This window comes from Microbacterium sp. zg-Y625, assembly GCF_030246925.1.
GTDB classification, from domain to species: domain Bacteria; phylum Actinomycetota; class Actinomycetes; order Actinomycetales; family Microbacteriaceae; genus Microbacterium; species Microbacterium jiangjiandongii.
In genome coordinates this window covers 728849-750520 of the sequence record NZ_CP126740.1, presented here as the reverse complement: position 1 = coordinate 750520, position 21672 = coordinate 728849, and the positions used below count along the sequence as shown (strand labels likewise).

Here is a 21672-nt window from a genome sequence, read left to right as displayed (position 1 = left end):
CGGTGAGTCTACCGTCCGCGCCTGAGAGCTCCTGCGCGGCGCACGAGCCGCCGCGCCGCGCGCAGCAGCCGGCCCCGCACGGTCGGCGCCGCCGCCACCGCCCGCAGTCGAGCACCGAGTCCGGGATGGTGCACCCGCAGGTAGACGCGCAGGAAATCGATCGCGCGCCCCCGGGAGAAGTCCCCCGCCAGCCGAAGGGTCTGGATGCGCTCGGAGAGGTCGCCGCGGCCGCCGGCGCTCAACTCGTCGAGGTTGAACTCCAGCGCGGCGTAGCTGGTCGCGATGTAGTCGGCGTTCGCGACGGTGCGCGAGTGGTAGCCCTGCTCACCGGCGGCATACGCGGGCATGCGCTCGAGGATGTGGGCGAGGCCCCCGTCGGCATAGGCGCCCTCGCCGCCGAAGTCCTCGTACTTCCACGGGTGGTCCACCAGCGGGCGCAGGGCCTCGGGGCGGGCGATGAACATCGAGCCGTAGGGCGCGAGCGGCGAGACGTCGTCCAGCGGCACGTGGATGCCGAGCACATCGGCCAGAACCTCGAACCCGGGTTTGTTCGCCCACCAGGCCCGCCCCATGGTGGGGTAGCCGATGTGGATCATGGGAGGGAACACCATGCCCAGTCCCGGCTCACGCTGGAACATCGCCAGCACGTTCGCGGTGTAGGCGGGCCCCGCGAGCAGGTTCCCGAACTGCTGCCGGGCGAAATGCCGCCCGACGTTGAACCCGTCCTGCGGCGTCTTCTTGGAATGGAGCTTCACGACCAGGTCGTATCCCCCGCCGAGCAGGACATCTCGGCATCCGACGAGGAATGCGCTCTGGTCGCGGCCGCTGTTGTCCACGACACGCACCTGCCACGACACGGCGGTGCCGTACCGTTCGGCGAGGCGTGTCGACAGCGTGTCGGCCCGGGCTTGGTCGGGGGTCGTGACGATGAGGTCGAATCCGTCGGGCAGCGTCTCGACGCGGTCGAGCATGCCGTCGAGCATCTCGGTGTAGAACACGTGCAGGATCGCCACGACGCGAAGCGGCCTGTCCGGGTCGTACCGGGTGGCACCCGCCGACGCGGGGATCTCGAGCATCGCGGCATCCGCGTTGAGCACCTTCGGGGCGACGTTGCGCGCCAGGTCCTGCCACATCACCTCGAGGGGGTAGCCGCCCGCCTCGGCTTCGTCGATCACCCACCGCCCGACGACGCCGTTGGCGTTGAGGTAGGGGGGCCACTGGAAGAACACGCGCCGCTTGAGCAGCGGACAGCCGTCGGCCACGAGCGCTGCCGCGTCGTACAACGACGGATTCTTGCTCGGATACTCGGACTGCGGGAAGGCGGCTTGGTGGACGTAACCGGCCTCGGCGAAGTGCTCCGTGAACACCACCTCATGCTTCAACACCGCATCGAAATACCCGGGCATCTCCGGCAGCGCCGCCCAATACTCCCGCCACCGCGACGACCCCAGCATCTCCCGCCGCACCGCGATCCAGAACGACTGCAGATGATACGGAAGCACACCCGAACCCGTGAACGGATTCGGCACCTCCCGGGCATGATCAGTCATCCCCCAGAAATGCACCGGCTGCGCATCCATCCGCTCGAACACCGGACCGAACGGCCGCACCGGGCCATACCAGGTGTCATTGGCGAACACGACCTCATCGAACTCCGCCACCGACGACCCCAGATGATCCAACGCATCCTTATGCGCCCAGATGTCGAAACCCCGGTTCTCCCGAACCAGCACCTCATCGCACACCGGCTCGAGCTTCGCGCGGCCCTCCGCCGACAACTCCCCGTTCACCACCACCAGGATGCGATCGGCATGCTCACGCAACCCCGCCAACGCCACCGGGATGTAATCCTCCACACCCCCACGGCGATCCCACACGACATACACCACCAGCCGCCGCCCACCCACCGGAAACGCCACCGGCACACCCACACCCGACACCGCGGTCATCGACCCCTCCTCACGCGTGCGCGCAGCCTGCGGGGGATGTCGCGCACCCTTCGCGCGGCATGGGCCGCCCGGCGCACCCGCTGCATCAGGCCCGGACGGTTCATATTCAGATACATCTTCAGGATGCCGCGCACGCTGACGTTCCCGTCCCACTGGACGCGGTGCAGGAACTGGATCTGCTCCAGGGGGTAGCCCGGCAGGGTGGTGGAGAGCTGGTCGACCGCGTAGTCGATCGACGAATGAGCGATCGCGGCGTGCTGCGGGCTCAGCACGGTGCGCACGTGATACCCGCGTTCCGCCGCGAACGGCGCGAGGAGCAGGTCGTCCCCACCCGCACGGGCGAGGGTCTCCCCCAGCGAGTCGTCTTCCGGTTCCGCCGTCACTTCCGTGAGGAGGGCGAGAGCCTGCGGCCGGGCGATCCAGGCCCCGATCGACGGGCCGACCGAGGGCCCCGGATCCACCGGCACCCGCACGCCCATACGCTCGAAGAGCTGCTGCGCGGGACCCCAATGCTCCCCCCAGCCGAGGCCCGCGACCGCGCGTCCGATGTGCGCGCGCACGGGGAACACCGCCCCCAGCCCCGGTTCGCGGTGGAAGCCTTCGTACAGCCGCGTCACGACTCCAGGGCCGCCCAGCAGCGACTCCAGGTCGTGGCGGCGGAGGTACACCGCTCCGGCCTCCCGCCCGTACAGGCACGGATCGTCCCGCAGGCGCACGATGAGATCCCGGGTGGGGTCCACGAGCACATCCCGGCATCCGACCCACAGCGCGTCGCCGAAGTCGGGCCCGGACGGGACGACGCGCACCTCGACGTCCTCGGCGGCGCCGTCACGGAGGATCGCGGCGACCTCGTCGACCATGTCCTGCCGCGGCACGGTCGCGACGACCCTGTAGGGCGCGGGGACCGACGTCAAGGCAGCCCTGAGGGCCGTGGCCGCTGCGGGGCCGCCGAGGTTCAGGATGACCGTCACGCGCGGCGTCCACGCCGGCACCTCCGGGGCGTCGTCCTCGCCCACCACGTCGACCAGACCGGCGTCTGCGATGAGCACGCGTGGCGCGACGTTGCGCGCGAGGTCGTGCATGACCACCTCGACGGGGTAATCCTCCCGTGCGATCCGGGCGATCAGCTCACGGCCGATCACCGCGTGGCGGTCGAGGAACGGCGGGTAGTGGAACAGCGGACGCCGCTTCACGAGAGGACACCCGTCGTCCAGCATCAGGTCGACGTTGAACAGTGCCGGATGGTCGGAGGGATACCCGGCGGAGGGGAAGGCGGCTTGGTGGATGTAACCGGCCTCGGCGAAGTGCTCCGTGAACACCACCTCATGCTTCAACACCGCATCGAAATACCCGGGCATCTCCGGCAGCGCCGCCCAATACTCCCGCCACCGCGACGACCCCAGCATCTCCCGCCGCACCGCGATCCAGAACGACTGCAGATGATACGGAAGCACACCCGAACCCGTGAACGGATTCGGCACCTCCCGGGCATGATCGGTCATCCCCCAGAAATGAACCGGCTGCGCATCCATCCGCTCGAACACCGGACCGAACGGCCGCACCGGCCCATACCAGGTGTCATTGGCGAACACGACCTCATCGAACTCCGCCACCGACGACCCCAGGTGATCCAACGCATCCTTATGCGCCCAGATGTCGAAACCCCGGTTCTCCCGAACCAGCACCTCATCACACACCGGCTCGAGCTTCGCGCGACCCTCCGCCGACAACTCCCCGTTCACCACCACGAGAATGCGCGCCGCATGCTCACGCAACCCCGCCAACGCCACCGGGATGTAATCCTCCACACCGCCACGGCGATCCCACACCACATACACCACCAGCCGGCGCCCACCCACCGGGAACGCCACCGGCACACCCACACCCGACACCGCGGTCAGTGTCTGCCCTGCTGCAGCACCTTGAGCAGGTAGGCACCGTAGCCGCTCTTGACCAGCGGCTCGGCGCGCTCGCGCAGCTCGTCGTCGGTGAGGAACCCGACGCGCCAGGCCACCTCTTCGGGGCTGCCGATCGACAGGCCCTGACGCTTCTCCACGGTGCGGATGAAGTCCGTCGCCTCGGCGAGCGAATCGAAGGTTCCGGTGTCCAGCCACGCGGTGCCTCGCGGCAGCAGCTCGACCTTCAGCCGTCCCTGCGCGAGGTACTCGCGGTTCACGTCGGTGATCTCGAGCTCTCCTCGCGCCGACGGCGTGAGGTTCGCGGCGATGTCGACGACGTCGTTGTCGTAGAAGTACAGGCCGGGGACGGCGTAGTTCGAGCGGGGAACGGTCGGCTTCTCCTCGAGTGAGACCACCCGGCCCTGGTCATCGAACTCCACCACACCGTAGGCGGTGGGATCGTCGACCCAGTAGCCGAACACCACGCCGCCGTCCAGCGTCGTGTACTGGCGCAGCCGCGTGCCCATGCCCTGGCCGTAGAAGATGTTGTCGCCCAGCACGAGCGCCACGGAATCATCGCCGATGTGGTCGGCCCCGAGGACGAACGCCTGCGCCAGTCCGTCGGGGCTGGGCTGCACCTTGTACGTCAGGGAGATCCCGAACCGCGAGCCGTCACCCAGCAGCCGCTGGAAGGCCTCGGAGTCCTGCGGCGTCGTGATGATGAGGATGTCGCGGATGCCCGCCAGCAGCAGCGTCGACAGCGGGTAGTAGATCATCGGCTTGTCGTAGACGGGAACCAGCTGCTTGGAGACGCCGAGGGTGATGGGGTGCAGGCGGGATCCGGTTCCGCCGGCGAGAATGATTCCACGCATGCCGTCCAGTCTCGTTCATCAGGCGGGCGGCACCAAACCCGCGGACGCGATCAGCTGACGGGGTCGGTCGCGAAGGCGTCGATGGCGCGTGACACCGCGTCGGGGGCGAGGCGTGCGGCGCGCTGGACCCAGGCGTGCGCGTTGGCCCGCACCTGCGCCCATGTCGCGTCGTGGGTGAGCGCGTCCGCCATCGCGCGCTCGAGAGACTGCGCGTCGCCGCGCGAGAACAGCAGGGCGTTGTACCCGTCGAGCACGTCGTGTCCGAGCGCGGGACTCTCCGCCGCGATCCACACGGCCCCCAGAGACATCAGCGCATACGGCGCGAGCGGCGAGCTGTACTCCTCGTACGACACGATCGCCCGGGGGCGCAGGCCGGCGATGCGTTCGAGCTCGCCGGTATCGAGGGCGTCCACATGCACGACCCGGTGGTCGTGCTTCGCGGCGACGGCCCCGACCTCGCCCTGCTGCTGCGCCGTGGCGCCGATGCTGACCACGACGGGCTCGGCGGACTCCGGGAGCGCGGGCGGCTGCAGCGCCGGGGCCACCCGTGCGAGCACCTCCCATGCGGTCTCCGCCTGCAGCTGGCGCTGCGCCCAGCGGGTGGGGGCGATGTAGTCGAATTCGGACCGGTACCCGGCGATGATGCGGGTCTGCCGTGCGGGGTCATCCGGAAAGCCGACACTCTCGACGGTCGGCAGCAGGTACACCGGCACACCCGCGCGCCGGGTGGCCAACCAGACGGTCTCGGCGGCCGTCCAGTCGCAGGCGACGACCACGCCGCCACGGCCGGCGAGCCGCTCGATGAGCTCTTCCTGCGGCGCGGGCCCCTCGACGACGTGCACCGCGACCTCGCGACCGCTGCGCCGCAGGTGGTCGGCGAGCGTCTCGACGTACCGCCGCCAGAGACCATCGGATGCCGACCCGAGCACGATGTCCACGGGCTGGGCGGCATCGACCGATCGCGCGAGGAAACGCGACTGCCACCGCCGCCAGAACCGCCGCATCGACGCCAGTTCGCGGTGGCCCTGGCTGTACCCGCGGGAGGCCGACTCGTGATGCACGAGCATCGCGGCCGGCTGGTAGTAGCAGCGGAAGCCGGCATCCCACGACCGCAGGCCATAGTCGACGTCCTCGAACCCGAGCCAGAACTCGTCGTCGAGCGGCCCCACGGCGTCGAACGCCGCCCGCGTGATGTACACGCACGCCCCGGAGATCGATGTGTTGTATCCGGCGACGTTCGCCGTGGGCTTCGTGGCGGGCGAGCCGACGTGCAGGTGCCCGAACCACTGCGGCGCGAGCAGGCGCGCCCAGTACGTCCCGCCGTACTGGATGAGGCCGTCGGGGTAGACGAGCTTCGGGCTGACCATCCCGATCCGGGGGTCGATCTCGTATGCGCTGTACTGCAGCGCCTCCAGCCACCCCGGCTTGGCGACGATGTCGCTGTTGAGCAGGACGATGTCGTGACGTGCCTGCGCCATGCCCACGTTCACCGTGCCGGCGAAGCCCAGGCGACGCTCCTTCAGGATGACCCGCACCCGGTCGGACTCGAACGCGCGCAGCTGCGCGCCGACCGCCGCGTCGATGTAGTCGTCGACGATGATGACCTCGTAGTCGGCCCCTGACAGGGTCTCCTCGATGCTGCGCAGCGCGACGGTCAGCAGGGCGACGTCGTTGTAGCTGGGGATGACGATACTGACGGGGCGCCCATGCGCGCGGAACCATTCGCGCATCGCCGGGCTGGTCACCTCGCCCGCGGTGTTGCGAGAATAGGAGCGCTCGACGCGCGCGTCCCGCACCGCGGATCTCACTCGCTCAGGCATCCTTCGGTAACCGGCCCGGGCCACGCGGGTCAGCAGCCGGGACATACGGGTCGTGATCGATCGAGGAGACACCGCACACATGCTACCCACCGCTCCTGCGACCTCCCCCCGCCCTCGCATCGTGCTCGTGGCCCCCGACGTCGTGGGCGCGCGGATGGCGGGACCCGGGCTGCGCTTCGCGGAGATCGCCCAGCAGCTCGCGACCGTCGGGGACGTCACTCTCGCGGTCGGCATCGAGGGCAGCGACGTCGAGGCGCTGCGCGGTCGCGGGTTCGACGTCGTGGCGTACGAGGGTCGCGACGAGCTGGTCGCGCTGCTCACGAGCCACGACGTCGCCTTCTGCCAGCTCATCGACGAGGTGGCCGTGCGCGAGGGGCAGCGAGCGGGATGCCGCTTCATCTTCGACCTGTACAACGCGCTGCCCGCCGAGGCGATCGGCGCGGAGCGCATCGGCGGCTTCGACACGCAGCCGGAGAAGGACGACGTCTTCCGCGACGTGCTCCGCTTCTTCCGCTTCGCGCTGCGCACGGGAAGCTACTTCGTGACGTCCAACGAGCGTCAGCGGGACTTCTGGATCGGCTACATGATCTCCGCCGAAGGCCTTCTGCCGAGCGATCTGCGCGGGCGCACCCCCGACGAGGTCATCGGGCTCTGCCCCTTCGGCATGGCCGAGGGCGAGCCGGCGAGCGATCGCCGCGGCATTCGGGAGCGATTCGGCATTCCCGCCTCCGACCTGGTGCTGCTGTGGGCCGGCGGCATCTGGGACTGGTTCGACGCGGAGACCCCTATCCGGGCTGTCGCCCGGCTGCGCGAGCGCGGCTTGGGCGTGCACCTGGTCTTCTACGGCACGACGCATCCCAACGCGGCGATCGGCCGACCCACGGCGGTGCGCCGCGCAATGGATGCCGCGACCGATCTGGGCGTGCTGGGCGACGGCGTGCACTTCATCGACGGCTGGGTGCCCGCGTCGGAGCGCGCGGACTACCTGCTCGACGCCGATGCCGCCGTCTCGACGCACAAGGAGTCGTTCGAGACCCGGTATGCCTTCCGCACCCGCATCCTCGACCACTTCTGGGCCTGCCTGCCGAGCATCGTTTCCGAGGGCGACTGGTTCGCCGAGTACATCGCCGAGCACGGGCTGGGCGAGGTGGTGCCGTACTCCGACGTGGAAGCCACAACGGCGGCGATCGAACGCCTGCTCGACCCCGCCGAGCGCGAAGCTGTTCGTCTGCGCGTCCGCGGCGTCAGGGAGGACTGGCGCTGGTCGTCGACGACCGCCGAGCTCGTGCGCGTCGTCGCCCACTGGCAGGACACGCTCGTCCCCCGTCCCGTCGATGCGCCCGCGGTGGCACCCGCCCCGCCGCCCGCGGCTCCCCCGGGCGCGGTCGCGCGCCTGCGTGCGCGGCTCTCCGGCACGATCGTCGGCAGCGCGTACCGGCGGCTACGTCGGCGCTGAGGCCGCCTGCACCTCGCGGTAGAACCCGGCGGTCTCGTCGAGCACGACCCGCCAGGCGTGACGGCGGGCCGTCTCCCACCCCGCGACACGCAGCCGCTCGCGTTCCGCCGGGTCGTCCAGAAGGCGACGCATCGCCGCTGCGAGCGCCGCGTCGTCGTCCTGGGGAACAATGATGCAGTTCGAGCCGTCGTGGCAGAAGTCCCTGTTGCCGTGGGAATCGGTCGTGATCACCGGGCACCCGGCGGCCATCGCCTCGAGCACGGGAAGGCCGAAGCCTTCGTGGCGGGAGGTCTGCACGAACAGGGTCGCCCGGTTGTACAGCTCGTTGACCTCCGCGTCGTCCGGACGGACGACGTACCGGGCACGCTCGTCTCGCATGAGGTCGGGCTCGTTGCCGAACAGCACAAGCGTCGGGCGCGCCTCCCCCAGTCGCTGCCAGGCGCGGCGCGTCATCTCGAAGTTCTTCTGGAAGAAGGACCTGCCCAGCGCCAGCACGGTGTCGGGCTCCCGCTCGATCCCGGGCAGTGGCCGGAACACACGGTCGTCGTACCCGATCGGCAGCAGTCGCGCCGCGACGCCCACCTCCGCGAGCTCCTGCTGCTGATAGCTCGCCTGCGTCACGGTGAAGAACTCCCGGCGATACCCTGCCACCACAGCCGCCCGGGCGACCGGGTCGTCCGGGTAGAACCAGGTTTCGAACTCCTGCACCAGGAAGACCGGCACGCCGTGACTCACGGACGCGAGCCACACGATCTCGCCCGTCTCCCACCAGGTGGCGACCTTGAGGGCATCGACGCGCCGCAAGGCCAGCAGAAGGTCCTCGTAGGTGCGGTACCGCTGCACCGGCACACGCAGGTCGAACCAGCCAGGCTCCGGTTCGAGCGACCAGATCTCCACGTCGAACCCGCGCTCGGCCAGGCCGTTGGCCTGCTCGAACACGACCCGGATCCCCCCGCTGATGGACGTCGCGTTGAGGACGAAGACGATGCGCGGGCGGCCGTCGGCCGCCGTGATGCGCCGCTCCAGCTGCCACCTCCGCTGTTCCGCGCCGAGGTCGAGCTGCGGGATGCGGGTGACCGCGAAGGCGGTGCTCGCCAGACAGAGGGTGCGGATGTGCCCCGCCCAGGCCTGCCGCACGACGCGGCCGGCCTGCTCGTCCAGCGAGAGGCCCGCCAGGTGGCGCTCGGCCAGGTCGACGCGATCCAGCGCGTCTGCGGTCACGTACATCCCGTGCATCGCGGCAGTGAGGACGTACCGCGGGATGCGATGCTGACCGTAATCGCGGCCGCCACTGGAGGGCACCACCGCTCCACTGGGCCGTTCGACGTCGTACCCGCTGACCTGCACGCCATCGCAGTCGTACGCGGGAACCACGATGCCGATGTCGTGGTCGTGGTGGTACTCGTGCGCCGCGTGCTGCAGATGGATGACGGCGACGGGGTCGGGCAGGGGCTGGCTGGCGTCGAGGAGAAGCAGGTCGTGTCGGCGCCACTGCCGGTGCGTCCACTCCCACAGCGCCGCGAGCTCTGCGACCGCCGGCGTGGACGACGCCACGTGTGCGCGGTGGAGGTGCCCAAGGCGGGGCGCCAGTCGTTCGCCGACGAACAGTTCGGCATTGAGCACCGACTGCGCCCGCATCACCCAGGCTGCGACGTCGCCTGCGGCGTCGTCGCCGAGGAGCGCGATCACCAAGGGACGACGCTCCAGGCGATACCAGGCCTCGGCGCGCGAGGGGGTGAAGGTCGTGGTCACGCCGCTGGCGAAGGTCGCCCCCTCCTGCACGGCGGCCATCCGCGCCGCGCGGCGGTCCAGCAACGACGTGCGCACGCCTTTGCGCAGCACATCGGCCACCGCCGACACCCCCTGCGCCACACCTTCGAGCATCACGGCCGCTCCACGGGCAAGCCTCCGGATGATCCCCCCCATACCGCACCGCCCGTCCGGCCGAATCGGCGGAGTCCACCCCCGGTCACCGCCTCACTGGAGGTCCCAGGGTACGCGTTAGGGTGGTCTTGCGCTGGGGAAAACCCGATCCCCCGCCATCACGCAGAGTTGGAGACCTCTTCCGATGATCGCCATGACCATGATGGTCCGTGACGAAGCGGACATCGTCGGAGCGATGGTCCAGCATCACCTGGACCAGGGCATCGATCTGTTCCTGGTGACCGACAACGGCTCGGTCGACGGAACCACCGAGATCCTGGAGGAGTTCGCGCGCCAGGGAGTGATCGAGCTGCGGCACGATCCGCGCCACCTCAAGCAGCAGCACGAGGTCGTCACCGCCATGTCCCGCGAAGCCGCCCGACGGGGTGCCCGCTGGGTGCTCAACGCCGACGCGGACGAGTTCTGGCTCGCTCAGAACGGTGAACTGACGATCCGCGAGGCGCTGGAGCGCATCGATCCGGCCATCGGCGCTTTCATCGTGCCCGTCACCGACATGACGGGGCCACCGGCCGCGTCGGGCACCGGACTGCAGCGCCTGGTGTACCAGGACCGGCGCCCGGACGAGCTGATGCGCCGGCTCGGCATCCACGCCCACGCGACCCCCGACGTCGCGTTCGTCGCGAGCGAGGACGTCGTCGTGGCCCAGGGCAACCACTTCGTCAGCGTCGAGAGCCACGGCGAGCCGGCCCCCGGCGCCGGACTCGAAGTCCTCCACTTCCCGTGGCGCTCGTGGGCGCAGTTCTCACGCAAGGTCGAGAACGCGGGCCGCGCCTATGAGGCGTCGCCGCACCTCAAGCCCAGCGCGAACCACCACGGCATGCGGGACTACCGCCGCCTGCAGGACGGATTCCTCTTCGGGGCCTACGTGTGTCGGCACCCGTCACCGGAGGAGCTCGCCGAAGGGCTCGCGAACGGCTGGTTCGTCGAGGACCGCCGCATCGCCGACGCCATCCCCTCGCCGCAGCCGGACGAGCCACTGGACGACGAGCACGCCGCGGCCGAACGTGCGCTCATGCAGCGCATCGCTCCGCTGGAGCAGCGCCTGCAGGACCTCGAAGCCCGGGAGCGCAAGTCCGCCGACGATCTCGATTACCGCCTGCGACACGTCGCCGAGCTCGACGAGATCATCGCCGGCCTGCGCGACGAAGTGGGCGCGCTGCAGTCGGACAACCTCGGACTGCGGCAGAAGGCAGACGAGCTGGACGGACTGCGCGGGCGTCGCTGGTTCCGCGTGCTCGAGCGCGTCGCCCACCGCCTCGGCGCCCGGCGACGCTGACGGGGGCCGCCGTTCGTCGTGTCGGCGACGGGTGGATACCCTAGAAGAATGCGCAGACTGCTCGTCACCGGCGGTGCCGGCTTCATCGGTTCCAACTTCGTCCACCACGTCGTGGAGCACACCGACGACCACGTGACGGTCCTCGACAAGCTGACCTATGCGGGCAACCGCGCGTCGCTGGCGGACCTCCCTGAAGATCGGGTGCGCTTCGTGCAGGGCGACATCGCCGACGCCGCCCTCGTGGACGAGCTGTTCGCGCAGACCGACGCCGTCGTGCACTTCGCCGCCGAGTCGCACAACGACAACAGCCTGCACGACCCTCGGCCGTTCCTCGACACGAACATCGTCGGCACGTACACGCTGCTCGAGGCGGCCCGCACGCACGACGTGCGCTTCCACCACATCTCGACGGACGAGGTCTACGGCGACCTGGAGCTGGACGACCCGGCGCGGTTCACCGAGTCGACCCCGTACAACCCGTCGTCCCCCTACTCCTCGACGAAGGCGGGCAGCGACCTGCTGGTACGCGCGTGGGTGCGCTCGTTCGGGGTGCGGGCGACCATCAGCAACTGCTCCAACAACTACGGTCCCTACCAGCACGTGGAGAAGTTCATCCCACGCCAGATCACGAACGTGATCCGCGGCATCCGCCCCAAGCTCTACGGCAAGGGCGAGAACGTGCGCGACTGGATCCACGCGGACGACCACTCCTCCGCGGTCCTGACCATCCTCGAGCGGGGCGAGATCGGGGAGACCTACCTCATCGGCGCCGACGGCGAGGAGGACAACAAGACCGTCGTCGAGATGATCCTGCGGCTCATGGGGCAGCCCTCCGACGCGTACGACCACGTCACCGATCGTGCCGGTCACGACCTGCGCTACGCCATCGACTCGACGAAGCTGCGCACGGAGCTCGGCTGGGCGCCGCGCTACCAGGACTTCGAGGCGGGACTGGCCGCGACCATCGACTGGTACCGCGCTCACGAGGACTGGTGGGCGCCGGCGAAGGACGGCGTCGAGGCGTTCTACGCGGCGAAGGGTCAGTGATGACCGAGTACGGAAAGGGCCTGCAGCCGACCGAGACCGGCATCCCGGGTCTCGTCGTCTGGGATCTGCCCGTGCACGGCGACAACCGCGGCTGGTTCAAGGAGAACTGGCAGCGCGAGAAGATGACCGCCGCGGGCTTGCCCGACTTCGGCCCGGTGCAGAACAACATCTCGTTCAACGACGCCGTCGGCACGACCCGCGGCATCCACGCGGAGCCCTGGGACAAGTGGGTCTCGGTCGCCACCGGGCGCATCTTCGGCGCGTGGGTCGACCTGCGCGAAGGCCCCACGTTCGGCGCGGTCTACACCGCCGAGCTCGACCCGTCCAAGGCCATCTTCGTGCCGCGCGGGGTGGGCAACTCCTACCAGACCCTCGAGACGGACACCGCGTACACGTACCTGGTCAACGACCACTGGTCCCCCGACGCGCAGTACACGTTCCTGAACCTGGCCGACGAGACCGCCGCCATCGCCTGGCCGATCCCGCTGGATCAGGCGGAGCTGTCGGCGAAGGATGCCGCCCACCCGCGCCTGGCCGACGTCACCCCGGTGCCCCCGAAGAAGATCCTGGTGCTCGGAGCCGGTGGACAGCTCGGCCGGGCGCTCCGGGCCGAGTACGGCGACGCCCCGCACGTCGAGTACGCCGACCGCGCCGAGCTCGATCTGACGGCGCCGGGCCTGGAGTCCGCGCGGCGCTGGCGCGAGTACGACACCGTCATCAACGCCGCCGCCTACACCGCGGTCGACCTCGCCGAGACGGCGGAGGGACGCGCCGATGCCTGGGCTGCGAACGTCACGGGCGTCGGAGCCCTTGCCCGCGTGGCCGCCGCGAACGGCATCACGCTCGTGCACGTCTCGAGCGACTACGTCTTCGACGGCGCCAAGTCGGCGCCCTACACCGAGGACGACGCGATCGCGCCGCTCGGTGTCTACGGACAGACCAAGGCCGCCGGCGACGCCCTCGTGGCCACGGTCCCCCGTCACTACATCGTCCGCACGAGCTGGGTCATCGGCGAGGGCGGCAACTTCGTCCGCACGATGGCGTCGCTGGCGGAGCGCGGCATCGACCCGAAGGTCGTCGACGACCAGGTGGGGCGCCTCACGTTCACCGACGACATCGCCCGCGGCATCCGGCACCTGCTCGAAACGGGGGCCCCGCACGGGGTGTACAACCTCGCGGGCAATGGTGAACCGGCCACGTGGGCGGACATCGCCCGGCGGGTCTTCCAACTCACGGGGAACGACCCCTCGCGCGTCACCGGGGTGACGACCGAGGAGTACTTCGGCTCGGCGCCGGGGCCGGTTGCGCCCCGTCCCCGCAACAGCGTGCTGGACACCACGAAGGTCGAGCGCGCCGGTTTCACTCCGGCGAATGCCTCGAGGTCTCTGGAAACCTACCTCGGCACCCGCGGCTGAACGACGTCGAAGACCGCGACGAAGCGCTCCGCGGAGCGGAGCTGGGAGTACCACGGCATGGGACGGTCGTAGCGAGACCGGCCCTTCCCTGCGGCCGAGTCAGCAGCGCACAGAACGGAACACCGCATCCGACAGCGCCTCGGGCCCACCCAGGAGAGTGACCTGACGCGCCCCCGCCTTGATCAGGTAGTCCTGGGCAGCCCCTGACATGCAGTTGGTGGGGGTCAGGAGCAAAGGCCCCTCCTTGCGCGCGGAGAGAACCGCGCCCACCACGGCGTCGGGGAAGTTCTGGCCGGTCGCGAAGAAGGCGTTCGAAAAGGCCCCGGGGTAGACGTGGGAGCTGACCATCAGGTTCGTCACGTACCGGTCCGCACCGCCGAGCCGCTCGACCGACAGGCCCGCCGCTCGCAGGGAATCGACCATGCCGGCGGGCAACACGTCCTCTCCCCCGACGATGATCACCGTCTTGGCACTCAGCCGCGTCAGCGTTGTGCGCGTCGCCGCGTCGATCGTGGGGCTGCGCCCGTCGACGAGCAGCACCGCTGCCTCGCGCGCGGCCCCCGCGCCGGCGGCCGACAGCGCGTCGGGATAATTGAGGCCCGTGGCCAGGTAGACAGTCGAGGACGCGGTCATGAGCTGGGTCGCCACGAGACGACTCGTCTCAAAACGGTCCGCACCTCCGACGCGTTCCACGCGTGCCCCAGGCAACGCCGCGCGGAGATCACCCACGACGGTCTCAGAGACGGCGGACGTTCCGCCGAGCACCACGACCCGCGACGGATTCAGCCGTCGCGCCTCCTGCCACGCCTCGGCAGGCAGGCCAGCGTGTCCGGTGATGAGCAGTGACGCGCCCTGTGCCGCGGCGGCCGACGACGCGGTGAGCGCGTCGGGGTAGTCGGCTCCGGACGCGATGAAGAGGACCTTCGCGCCATCGGGGAACCCCCGCTTCGACATCTCCACGGCGGTGATCACGCGATCAGCTCCCTGAACGCGGTCGACAGAGTAAGGGAGCGCGGGCGCCGTGGCGAGATACTGCGACGACAGCCACATCTGCTGTCCGTTGACGTTGGCACGGGTCCAGGCGCCGTATGTTCCGGACGCCTGCACGACCGTGCCCTTGCCGAGGCTCATCGCGCCCGTGCCGCATTTGGTGGTCGGCGCGGTCCGCGCATTGAGCGAGGATGCGGTGACCACCAGCTTGTCGCCGCGCGCCGCGATCTCGGTCGCCGGCGGCACCGTGCACGGTGCGATCAGCGCTGCCGCGCCGCCCGCCCCCTTGAACCACTGCTGGTAGTAGTTGTAGAAGTTGCGGTTTCCGTACGCCGAGCACTCGTCCCCGGTGCCCGTGCCGGCGGCGAGGGCGGCGATGTTCGCACGATAAGGCGTGTAGATGTAGAGGTTCGCCGTCGCCTGGTTCTCGATGTAGACCTGCGAGGTGCCGCATGCGCGGTCGGGGTGCCACTGAATCGTGTTCACGCGTCCCGGGCGGTAGTTGTACCACCCGGGGTTCTGCACGTAGAGCTGCTGCTGGCGCGCACCCAGGTAAATCTGGTTCACGAAGCCTGCGGCGCGCGGATCGCACGGTGCGGTGTCGGGGCAGCTCTGCCCGAGCGCGGCGTCGAAGTGCCGCTGCGTCGGCTTCGTCCGCGTGACCAGTCCCTGCTCCTTCTGGAGCATCACCAGCAGCACCTTCTGACTGATGCCGCAGGCCTGCCCCGCAGCGGCGATGATCTCGGCCGCGGTGGCGCGGGGCTTGGCCGGAACAGCCCGGCAGTAGCGGTCGGCGGCCATCGCGGGCAGGTCTGCGGTGAAGTCCTTGATGCACGCCGGTCCCCCGGCGGCGGGGACGCAGGACCGGCCTTTGTCATTCAGGAACGCCTGCACCTCGGCCGCCGTCATCGCCGAGCCGTCGAAGAACTCGGCGTCGCTGATGATCATCCCGCCGTCGAAGATCGACCCGGCGGCCTGCGCCGGCGCGGCCGGGGCTGACATCCCCACCAGCGACCCCACGAGGATGCCCGCAAGGGTCAGGACGGCGAGCTTGAACGGCGTCCGACGGCGCTCCGGGGGGCGAGGCATGGGACCAGTGTTACGGAAGTTATGAGAGAACACCAATGTTCCTCAGGTAACGATTCGCGCGAGACTACAGGTCGGCGTGGAGCTGCCAGACCCGCTCGGCGGCCCCGGCCCACGAGAACGCCCGGCCTCGGTCGGCGGCGAGCACCGACAGCCGCTCCCGTGCGGAGTCCGATCCGAGCACCTGCCCCAGCGCGTCGGCGAGGCCCTCACCCGCGGCATCCACGAGCAGCCCGCCGTCCACGACGACCTCGCGGTGCACGGCGCAGTCCGCCGCGACCACCGGCGTGCCGAGGGCGAGGGCGTCGACCACGAGCCACGGGAAGGCCGTGATCGTCGCCGGGGCGATGAGCGCCGACGCGCCGCTCACCACGGCGGCGCGGTCGAAGGCCTCGAGCGTGCCCCGCACGAGAAGGCGGGCTTCGGGCAGGCCGGCCGCACCCCCGAGTTCGGCCACGGCCGAGGTCTCCGCCTCCCCCACTCCCAGCACGACGACGGGGAGCTCGCCTCCCGCCCGGGCCACCGCGCGGAGCGCGGCATCCAGCCCCGCACGCCAGGAGCCGTCGACGAGCACGTACTCCGTCGGCAGGTCCAGGGCGCGCCGACGCCCGACGTCGTCGGTGGGGATGCCGAAGCCGTCCGGGGCGGCGCCGGCGATGACGCGGATGCGATCGCCCAGCTTCGCAACCTCGGCGAGGCGCTCCGCGTGCGCGTGGGTGGGAACGACGACGGCGTCGGCGTGCTTCGTCGCCCGCTTCAGCATGCCCTTCTGCCACGAGACGTAGGGCCGCGCCAGTTCGTCCGGGGCTTCCCACGCAGCGAGGTCCCAGACGGTCACGACGATCTGGTGGTGGTCGTAGACACGGTCATGACGCACGAGCGGCGCCGCGAGCCCCGTCGCGTGGATCATGCCGCCGCCGACCCCCGCGGCGATCCCGAGCTGCCAGGACGCCGCGAGCTCCCGCCGCCCCAGCGGCGCGGTGTCCACGCGGGCCAGGCCCGGGACCTGCTCACGAAGCGCCGCCCGCACATCCTCCGGCACCGAGGGCAGCAGCGCCGCGACATCGCATCCGGACGGCGCGGTGCGCACCAGCGCCTTGGCCAGTTCGCGCGCCGCTTCGCCCTGCCGGTCGCCGGCGGCAACCGGCGCGTCCAGCACGACCCGCAGTGTCGTCGTCATCGCTCAGCCCTCCGGGGCGGGGGTCGGCGCCGGCGGATGCAGCGCCGACTGCACCGCCTCATGCACGCGGTCGTAGTCCGGGTCGTCGGGGTCGATGCCGATCCCCTGCGGTGTGAGCTCGAGGGTCGTCATCGGCTGCTCCTTGGCCTTCAGCGCCAGCTCGGCGAAGTACGCCAGCATGGACTGCGGCAGGTCGGTCTCGATCAGGTCCTGCCCGGCGGCGGCGATGTCGTTGAACCGCGTCAGCGCGTTGAACGGGTCGAGCTGCTCCAGCATCGCCTGCTGCAACTGCCGCTGCCGCTGCATGCGGTCCCAGTCGCTCGTGGTGTAGCGGGAACGGGCGTACCACTGGGCGGTGTCGCCGTCCATGTGCTGCTCGCCCGCCTCGATCCAGCCGCTTGCCCACTCCTCGGCGGGCTGGCCGTCGTACGTCGGCCCGCCGCCCTTGGGCAGCCGCTCGGTGACGGTGATGTCCACGCCGCCGAGCGCGTCGATCATGTCCGCGAAGCCGTGCATGTCGATGAAGACGTAGTACGGAATCTCGATGCCGAGGATGCCCTCCGCGGCATCCTTCGTCGCCTCCACCGCGGGCGTGGAGCCCCGGTCTGCGGCGTCGGGGTACAGCCCCGATCCGTCGCGGCACACCTCGACGGCGTTCATCAGCTGGTTGATGCCGGCACCCCAGCCGCAGGAGAGGTCGCTGTGCCCCTCGAAGCCGTCGGGATAGAGATCCTGCATGGGCCCCGCCGAGAAGGGCGCGTTCTGGATATCGCGCGGGATGCCGGTGATCGTGACGGCACCGGACTCGGCGTTCACCGACACCACCGAGATGCTGTCGAAGCGCATCGAGTCGCGTCCGTCGCCGCTGTCGGCGCCCAGCAGCAGGATGTTGTAGTAGCCGTCCGACGGCGGCACGCTCGGGCCGCTCTGCCCGAAGATGCTCCCGAACGCACCGCGCAGGTTGCCGACCGAATAAGCCGCGTACGCGGTGCCGCCGCCGGCGATCACCAGCAGCGCCACCGCGAGGGCGGCGACGCCGACGCGGGCGCGCCCGCGCACGCGCACGAGGCGCACGAGACGGAGGGTGTCGACGGTGAGGACGACCCACAGCGCGACATAGCCGATGAGCAGCACCTGCGCGGCGGTGAGCGCGAACCAGTTGCTCCCCAGCGTGAACAGCGCCGGTTGCCAGAGCAGGGCGAGGAGCGCGACGAGCGCGACCAGCACCCACATCGTCAGCGTCGCGCCGAGGCCGAAGCGGCCGAGCCTGCGGCTGCCGGCGAGCACCTGGGCGGAGCCCGGCAGCAGGAAGTTCAGCACGACGAGCCACCAGGCACGACGGGTCATGACCTCGGGCGATGTGGCATCCGGATGCCGCAGCGGGCGCTCCTGCAGAAGCCGCGTCCGCGCGCCGGTCGACCCCGCGGCGCTCACACGCGGCGGCGTGGTCACGCTCACAGGGCGCCCTTCAGCCGGCGGTTCTTCTCCTCCACCTGGCTCTCGAGGTCGCGGGCGTAGCCGGCCACGCGCTCGGCGAGCCGCTCGTCCGACATGCCGAGCATGCGCACCGCGAGGAGCCCGGCGTTCTTCGCGCCGTTGATCGAGACCGTCGCCACCGGGATGCCCGCGGGCATCTGCACGATGCTCAGCAGGGAGTCGAGGCCGTCGAGGGTGGCCAGTTGCACCGGCACCCCGATGACCGGGAGCTCCGTGACAGAGGCCAGCATGCCGGGGAGGTGCGCCGCGCCCCCGGCACCGGCGATGATCACCTTCAGGCCGCGCGCACGCGCCTCGCGACCGTAGCGCAGCAGCTTGTCGGGCGTGCGGTGGGCCGAAACGACCTCGACCTCGTGCGGCACCGCGAAATCCGACAGCGCCTGCGACGCGTCGCTCATGACCCGCCAGTCGGAGTCCGAGCCCATCACGACGCCGACGAGGGGTTCTTCAGAGGAGTGCAGCGGCCGGGTCACCCGTCAAGGCTAGGCCGCGCTGCTGCAAGTTGCCCGCAACGGCGCGCGCCCGGCGTCGCTCCGACAGGCTGCGGTCAGGCTGGGGTGAGGCCGGGTCAGGCGTCGAAGTGGGCGGCGGCGGCCCGCGCCTCGTACGCGACGTCGTCGAGATCGGTGCCCGCGACGGTCACGTGCCCCACCTTGCGGCCGGGTCTCGGCGCCTTGCCATAGGTGTGGATCTTGGCGCCGGGGTGCTCGGCCATCGCCCCGGCGAAGCGGTCGTCGAGCCCGCCCTCCGCCGGTCCCCCGAGGATGTTGATCATCACCGACCACGCCGCGCGCGGCGAGGGTTCCCCCAGCGGCAGGTCGAGCACGGCACGCAGATGCTGCTCGAACTGGCTCGTCACGGCACCGTCCTGGCTCCAGTGGCCGCTGTTGTGCGGGCGCATGGCCAGTTCGTTGACGAGCACGCGCTCATCGGCGGTTTCGAACAGCTCCACCGCCAGCATGCCGGTGACACCGAGACCTGTGGCGATCGATTCGCCGATGCCGCGGGCCACGTCCACGAGCCGCTGGGCGGCGTGTGGTGCCGGGGCGATGACCTCGGCGCACACGCCGTCGCGCTGCACGGTCTCCACCACCGGGTACGAGCGCAGGTCGCCCGACGGCCGCCGCGCCACCTGCTGCGCGAGCTCGCGGGTGAAGTCGACGAGCTCCTCCACCAGCAGCTCGCCGCCCCGGGCGTCTTCGGCGAGCGCGGTGAACCAGTCCTCGACCTCCGCAGCGGCGGACACGACCCGCACGCCCTTGCCGTCGTAACCGCCGCGCGGCGTCTTCACGACCGCGCGGCCGCCGTGCGCGTCGAGGAAGTCCTGAAGCTGGGATGCCTCGGCGACGGCGGCCCACTCGGGCTGCGGCATGCCGAGCTCGTCGAGGCGTGCGCGCATGAGCAGCTTGTCCTGCGCGAATCGCAGCGCGTCGGGCCCTGGGTGCACGGCGACTCCCGCATCCAGGAGGGCGCGGAGCACCTCCTGCGGCACGTGCTCGTGGTCGAAGGTGAGGACGTCCACGTCCCGCGCGAAGGCGAGCACCGTCTCGGCGTCGCGGTAGTCGCCGACGGCGGTCGCCGCGAGCGACGCCGCCATGCCCGGCTCCTCCGCGAGAACCCGCAGCTCGACCCCGAGCTCCACCGCCGGTGCGATCAACATGCGGGCCAGCTGGCCCCCGCCCACGACTCCGACACGCAGCGCCATGCCGCTCCTTTCGTCCCCTTCATCCTCCCGCATGCGCGGGGCCGCCGTGGCGGGGCGCTCAGCGCCCCGGAAGCGGCGGCGGCGGGCCTGCGGGCTGGGCGACCGTCGGGATGGCGTGGGAATCCCGGTGCGCGAGGATCTGACTCACCTCGACCTGGTCGGCGAGCACCTCGTGCACGAGCGACACCGCGGGGATGTTCTTCAACACGACCGGCGCGTCCACGCCATTGGACAGGATCAGGGTGCCCGACCCCCACAGCCGCTGCAGCGGTCCCCGGCGCTCACGGATGGTGTAGCCGCGTGCGTGGGCGACTTCGGTGCGGTGGGTGGTGAACAGCCCCGACCGCGCGATGACGCGCCGGGTCGTGATCGTGTAGGTGCGCGACAGCCAGGTCAGGTACGGCAGCACGACCAGGATCAGCACGATGACCGCCGCCGCGGTCGGCAGCATCCAGTCCTCGAAGGGTGCCGGCACGTGCCCGAAGAAGTAGCCGACCGCCCCGGCCACGGCGATGAGCACCAGCGCCGGCCAGAACATGCGCCGCGCATGCCCTCGCACGCGCGCCACTCTCAGTTCGGGCGTCGGCGCGCCGGGCGCCGGCGTCAGCGGACGCCCCGCGAAGCTCATGGGCTGGGTCACCCCACCATTGTGGCGGGCGCCGCCGACGTCGGGCGTCTGGCGCGCGGACCGCGGCTCAGCGCACGTGCACGACGTCGCCGGCCGAGACCATCGTCTCCACTCCGGAGACCTCGACCACGAGGCGGCCGTCCGCGTCCAGCCGCACGGCCCGGCCGACGAGCACGCCGCCGTCGGGCATGCTCACCGAGACGTCACGGCCGATCGTGTCGCAGCGCTCCTCGACCTCGGCACGCACTCCGGATGCCGCGGCGTCGCCACCGGTGCCTGCGAGGGCGGCCAGCTGCTCGTCGAGGTGGCGCAGATAGCGGGCGAGCAGGTCGTCGAGGTCGACGTCCACCCCCACTGCGGCGAACGACGTCGCGGTGGGCACCGGCAGGTCGACCCGGCGCATGCTGGTGTTCACCCCTGCCCCCACGACGACCGCCGAAGGATCGCCGGGAACCACCTCGGCGAGGATGCCGCACACCTTGCCACCGTCCAGCAGCACGTCGTTCGGCCACTTCAGCGCCACCTTGTGGACGTGCCCGCTCAGCACATCCGTCAGCGCGCGCGTCATCGCCGCTCCGGCGACGAGGGGGATCCAGCCGCGCGCGTGTGCGGGAAGATCGGGCACGCGCACCAGCACCGACACCGCCAGCGCCGTGCCCGGCGGCGTCGTCCAAGACCGGTCCAGGCGACCGCGGCCGGCGCGCTGGTCGTCGGTGAGCAGCACCGACAGGTGCGGATGACCGGCGGGATCGTGCTCGAGGTCGCGGATGAGGTGGGCGTTGGTGGAGTCGGTCGATTCGACGACCTGCAGCCGGGGCGAGACGGCCGCTGCGAGCGGGAAGCCTGCGGTGGGGAGCGTCATGGCGACACCCTACGCCCGAAGGGATTCCCACAGCGGATGCCGCAACC

16 protein-coding genes are annotated in these 21672 nt (G+C 70.6%); 4 read left to right on the top strand and 12 right to left on the bottom strand.

Annotation, left to right across the window (positions count from 1 at the left end; all coding sequences use genetic code 11):
* Positions 1-8: 8 nt before the first annotated feature.
* From QNO14_RS03275 to QNO14_RS03260, 4 genes are read right to left on the bottom strand one after another with little or no spacing between them, the layout of a single operon-like run.
* Complete coding sequence (locus QNO14_RS03275) at positions 9-1949, bottom strand: rhamnan synthesis F family protein (protein WP_257506737.1); 1941 nt, start codon at positions 1947-1949, stop codon at positions 9-11.
* On the bottom strand, positions 1946-3841 hold the full coding sequence (locus QNO14_RS03270; protein ID WP_285184431.1) for a rhamnan synthesis F family protein: 1896 nt from the start codon (positions 3839-3841) through the stop codon (positions 1946-1948). The genes QNO14_RS03275 and QNO14_RS03270 overlap by 4 nt, the downstream gene beginning before the upstream one ends.
* A gap of 5 nt (positions 3842-3846) precedes the next feature.
* Positions 3847-4719 (bottom strand): glucose-1-phosphate thymidylyltransferase RfbA, encoded by an 873-nt coding sequence (rfbA, locus tag QNO14_RS03265; RefSeq protein WP_257506730.1) that lies wholly within the window; start codon positions 4717-4719, stop codon positions 3847-3849.
* Positions 4720-4769: 50 nt separating this feature from the next.
* Positions 4770-6527, bottom strand: a complete 1758-nt coding sequence (locus tag QNO14_RS03260) for a glycosyltransferase (protein ID WP_257506729.1) — start codon at positions 6525-6527, stop codon at positions 4770-4772.
* Positions 6528-6618: 91 nt separating this feature from the next.
* Here QNO14_RS03260 and QNO14_RS03255 point away from each other — a divergent pair, with 91 nt between their 5' ends.
* Positions 6619-7995, top strand: coding sequence for a glycosyltransferase (locus QNO14_RS03255; RefSeq protein ID WP_257506728.1), 1377 nt, complete (start codon positions 6619-6621; stop codon positions 7993-7995).
* Here QNO14_RS03255 and QNO14_RS03250 read toward each other — a convergent pair.
* The gene (locus QNO14_RS03250; protein WP_257506727.1) at positions 7981-9879 is read right to left on the bottom strand and encodes a glycosyltransferase family 4 protein; all 1899 of its coding nucleotides are present in this window, start codon (positions 9877-9879) and stop codon (positions 7981-7983) included. The genes QNO14_RS03255 and QNO14_RS03250 overlap by 15 nt on opposite strands.
* Positions 9880-10072: 193 nt before the next feature.
* Here QNO14_RS03250 and QNO14_RS03245 point away from each other — a divergent pair, with 193 nt between their 5' ends.
* Genes QNO14_RS03245 through rfbD form a run of 3 tightly spaced genes read left to right on the top strand, consistent with a single transcriptional unit; the run spans position 10073 to position 13677 of the window.
* Complete coding sequence (locus tag QNO14_RS03245) at positions 10073-11215, top strand: glycosyltransferase family 92 protein (protein WP_257494638.1); 1143 nt, start codon at positions 10073-10075, stop codon at positions 11213-11215.
* A gap of 48 nt (positions 11216-11263) precedes the next feature.
* The gene (gene rfbB, locus QNO14_RS03240; RefSeq protein WP_257494639.1) at positions 11264-12262 is read left to right on the top strand and encodes a dTDP-glucose 4,6-dehydratase; all 999 of its coding nucleotides are present in this window, start codon (positions 11264-11266) and stop codon (positions 12260-12262) included.
* Positions 12262-13677 carry a dTDP-4-dehydrorhamnose reductase gene (gene rfbD, locus QNO14_RS03235; protein WP_257506726.1) on the top strand — a complete coding sequence of 472 codons (1416 nt, stop codon included), beginning with the start codon at positions 12262-12264 and terminating at the stop codon, positions 13675-13677. The genes rfbB and rfbD overlap by 1 nt, the downstream gene beginning before the upstream one ends.
* Positions 13678-13776: 99 nt before the next feature.
* On the opposite strand, the gene QNO14_RS03230 is transcribed toward rfbD, so the two are convergent.
* The 7 genes from QNO14_RS03230 to QNO14_RS03200 form a co-directional block, all read right to left on the bottom strand.
* On the bottom strand, positions 13777-15756 hold the full coding sequence (locus QNO14_RS03230) for a cell wall-binding repeat-containing protein (RefSeq protein WP_257506725.1): 1980 nt from the start codon (positions 15754-15756) through the stop codon (positions 13777-13779).
* Between the two features lie 64 nt (positions 15757-15820).
* A complete protein-coding gene (locus tag QNO14_RS03225; protein WP_257506724.1) occupies positions 15821-16933 on the bottom strand; it encodes a glycosyltransferase in 1113 nt (370 codons plus the stop codon).
* 3 nt (positions 16934-16936) lie between these two features.
* The gene (locus tag QNO14_RS03220) at positions 16937-18391 is read right to left on the bottom strand and encodes an LCP family protein (protein ID WP_257506723.1); all 1455 of its coding nucleotides are present in this window, start codon (positions 18389-18391) and stop codon (positions 16937-16939) included.
* The gene (gene purE / locus QNO14_RS03215; RefSeq protein WP_257494700.1) at positions 18388-18855 is read right to left on the bottom strand and encodes a 5-(carboxyamino)imidazole ribonucleotide mutase; all 468 of its coding nucleotides are present in this window, start codon (positions 18853-18855) and stop codon (positions 18388-18390) included. The genes QNO14_RS03220 and purE overlap by 4 nt, the downstream gene beginning before the upstream one ends.
* A gap of 143 nt (positions 18856-18998) precedes the next feature.
* The gene (locus tag QNO14_RS03210; RefSeq protein ID WP_257506722.1) at positions 18999-20135 is read right to left on the bottom strand and encodes a 5-(carboxyamino)imidazole ribonucleotide synthase; all 1137 of its coding nucleotides are present in this window, start codon (positions 20133-20135) and stop codon (positions 18999-19001) included.
* Positions 20136-20193: 58 nt separating this feature from the next.
* Complete coding sequence (locus QNO14_RS03205; RefSeq protein ID WP_257494645.1) at positions 20194-20775, bottom strand: PH domain-containing protein; 582 nt, start codon at positions 20773-20775, stop codon at positions 20194-20196.
* Between the two features lie 55 nt (positions 20776-20830).
* On the bottom strand, positions 20831-21625 hold the full coding sequence (locus QNO14_RS03200; RefSeq protein WP_257494646.1) for a biotin--[acetyl-CoA-carboxylase] ligase: 795 nt from the start codon (positions 21623-21625) through the stop codon (positions 20831-20833).
* Between the last annotated feature and the right edge of the window lie 47 nt (positions 21626-21672).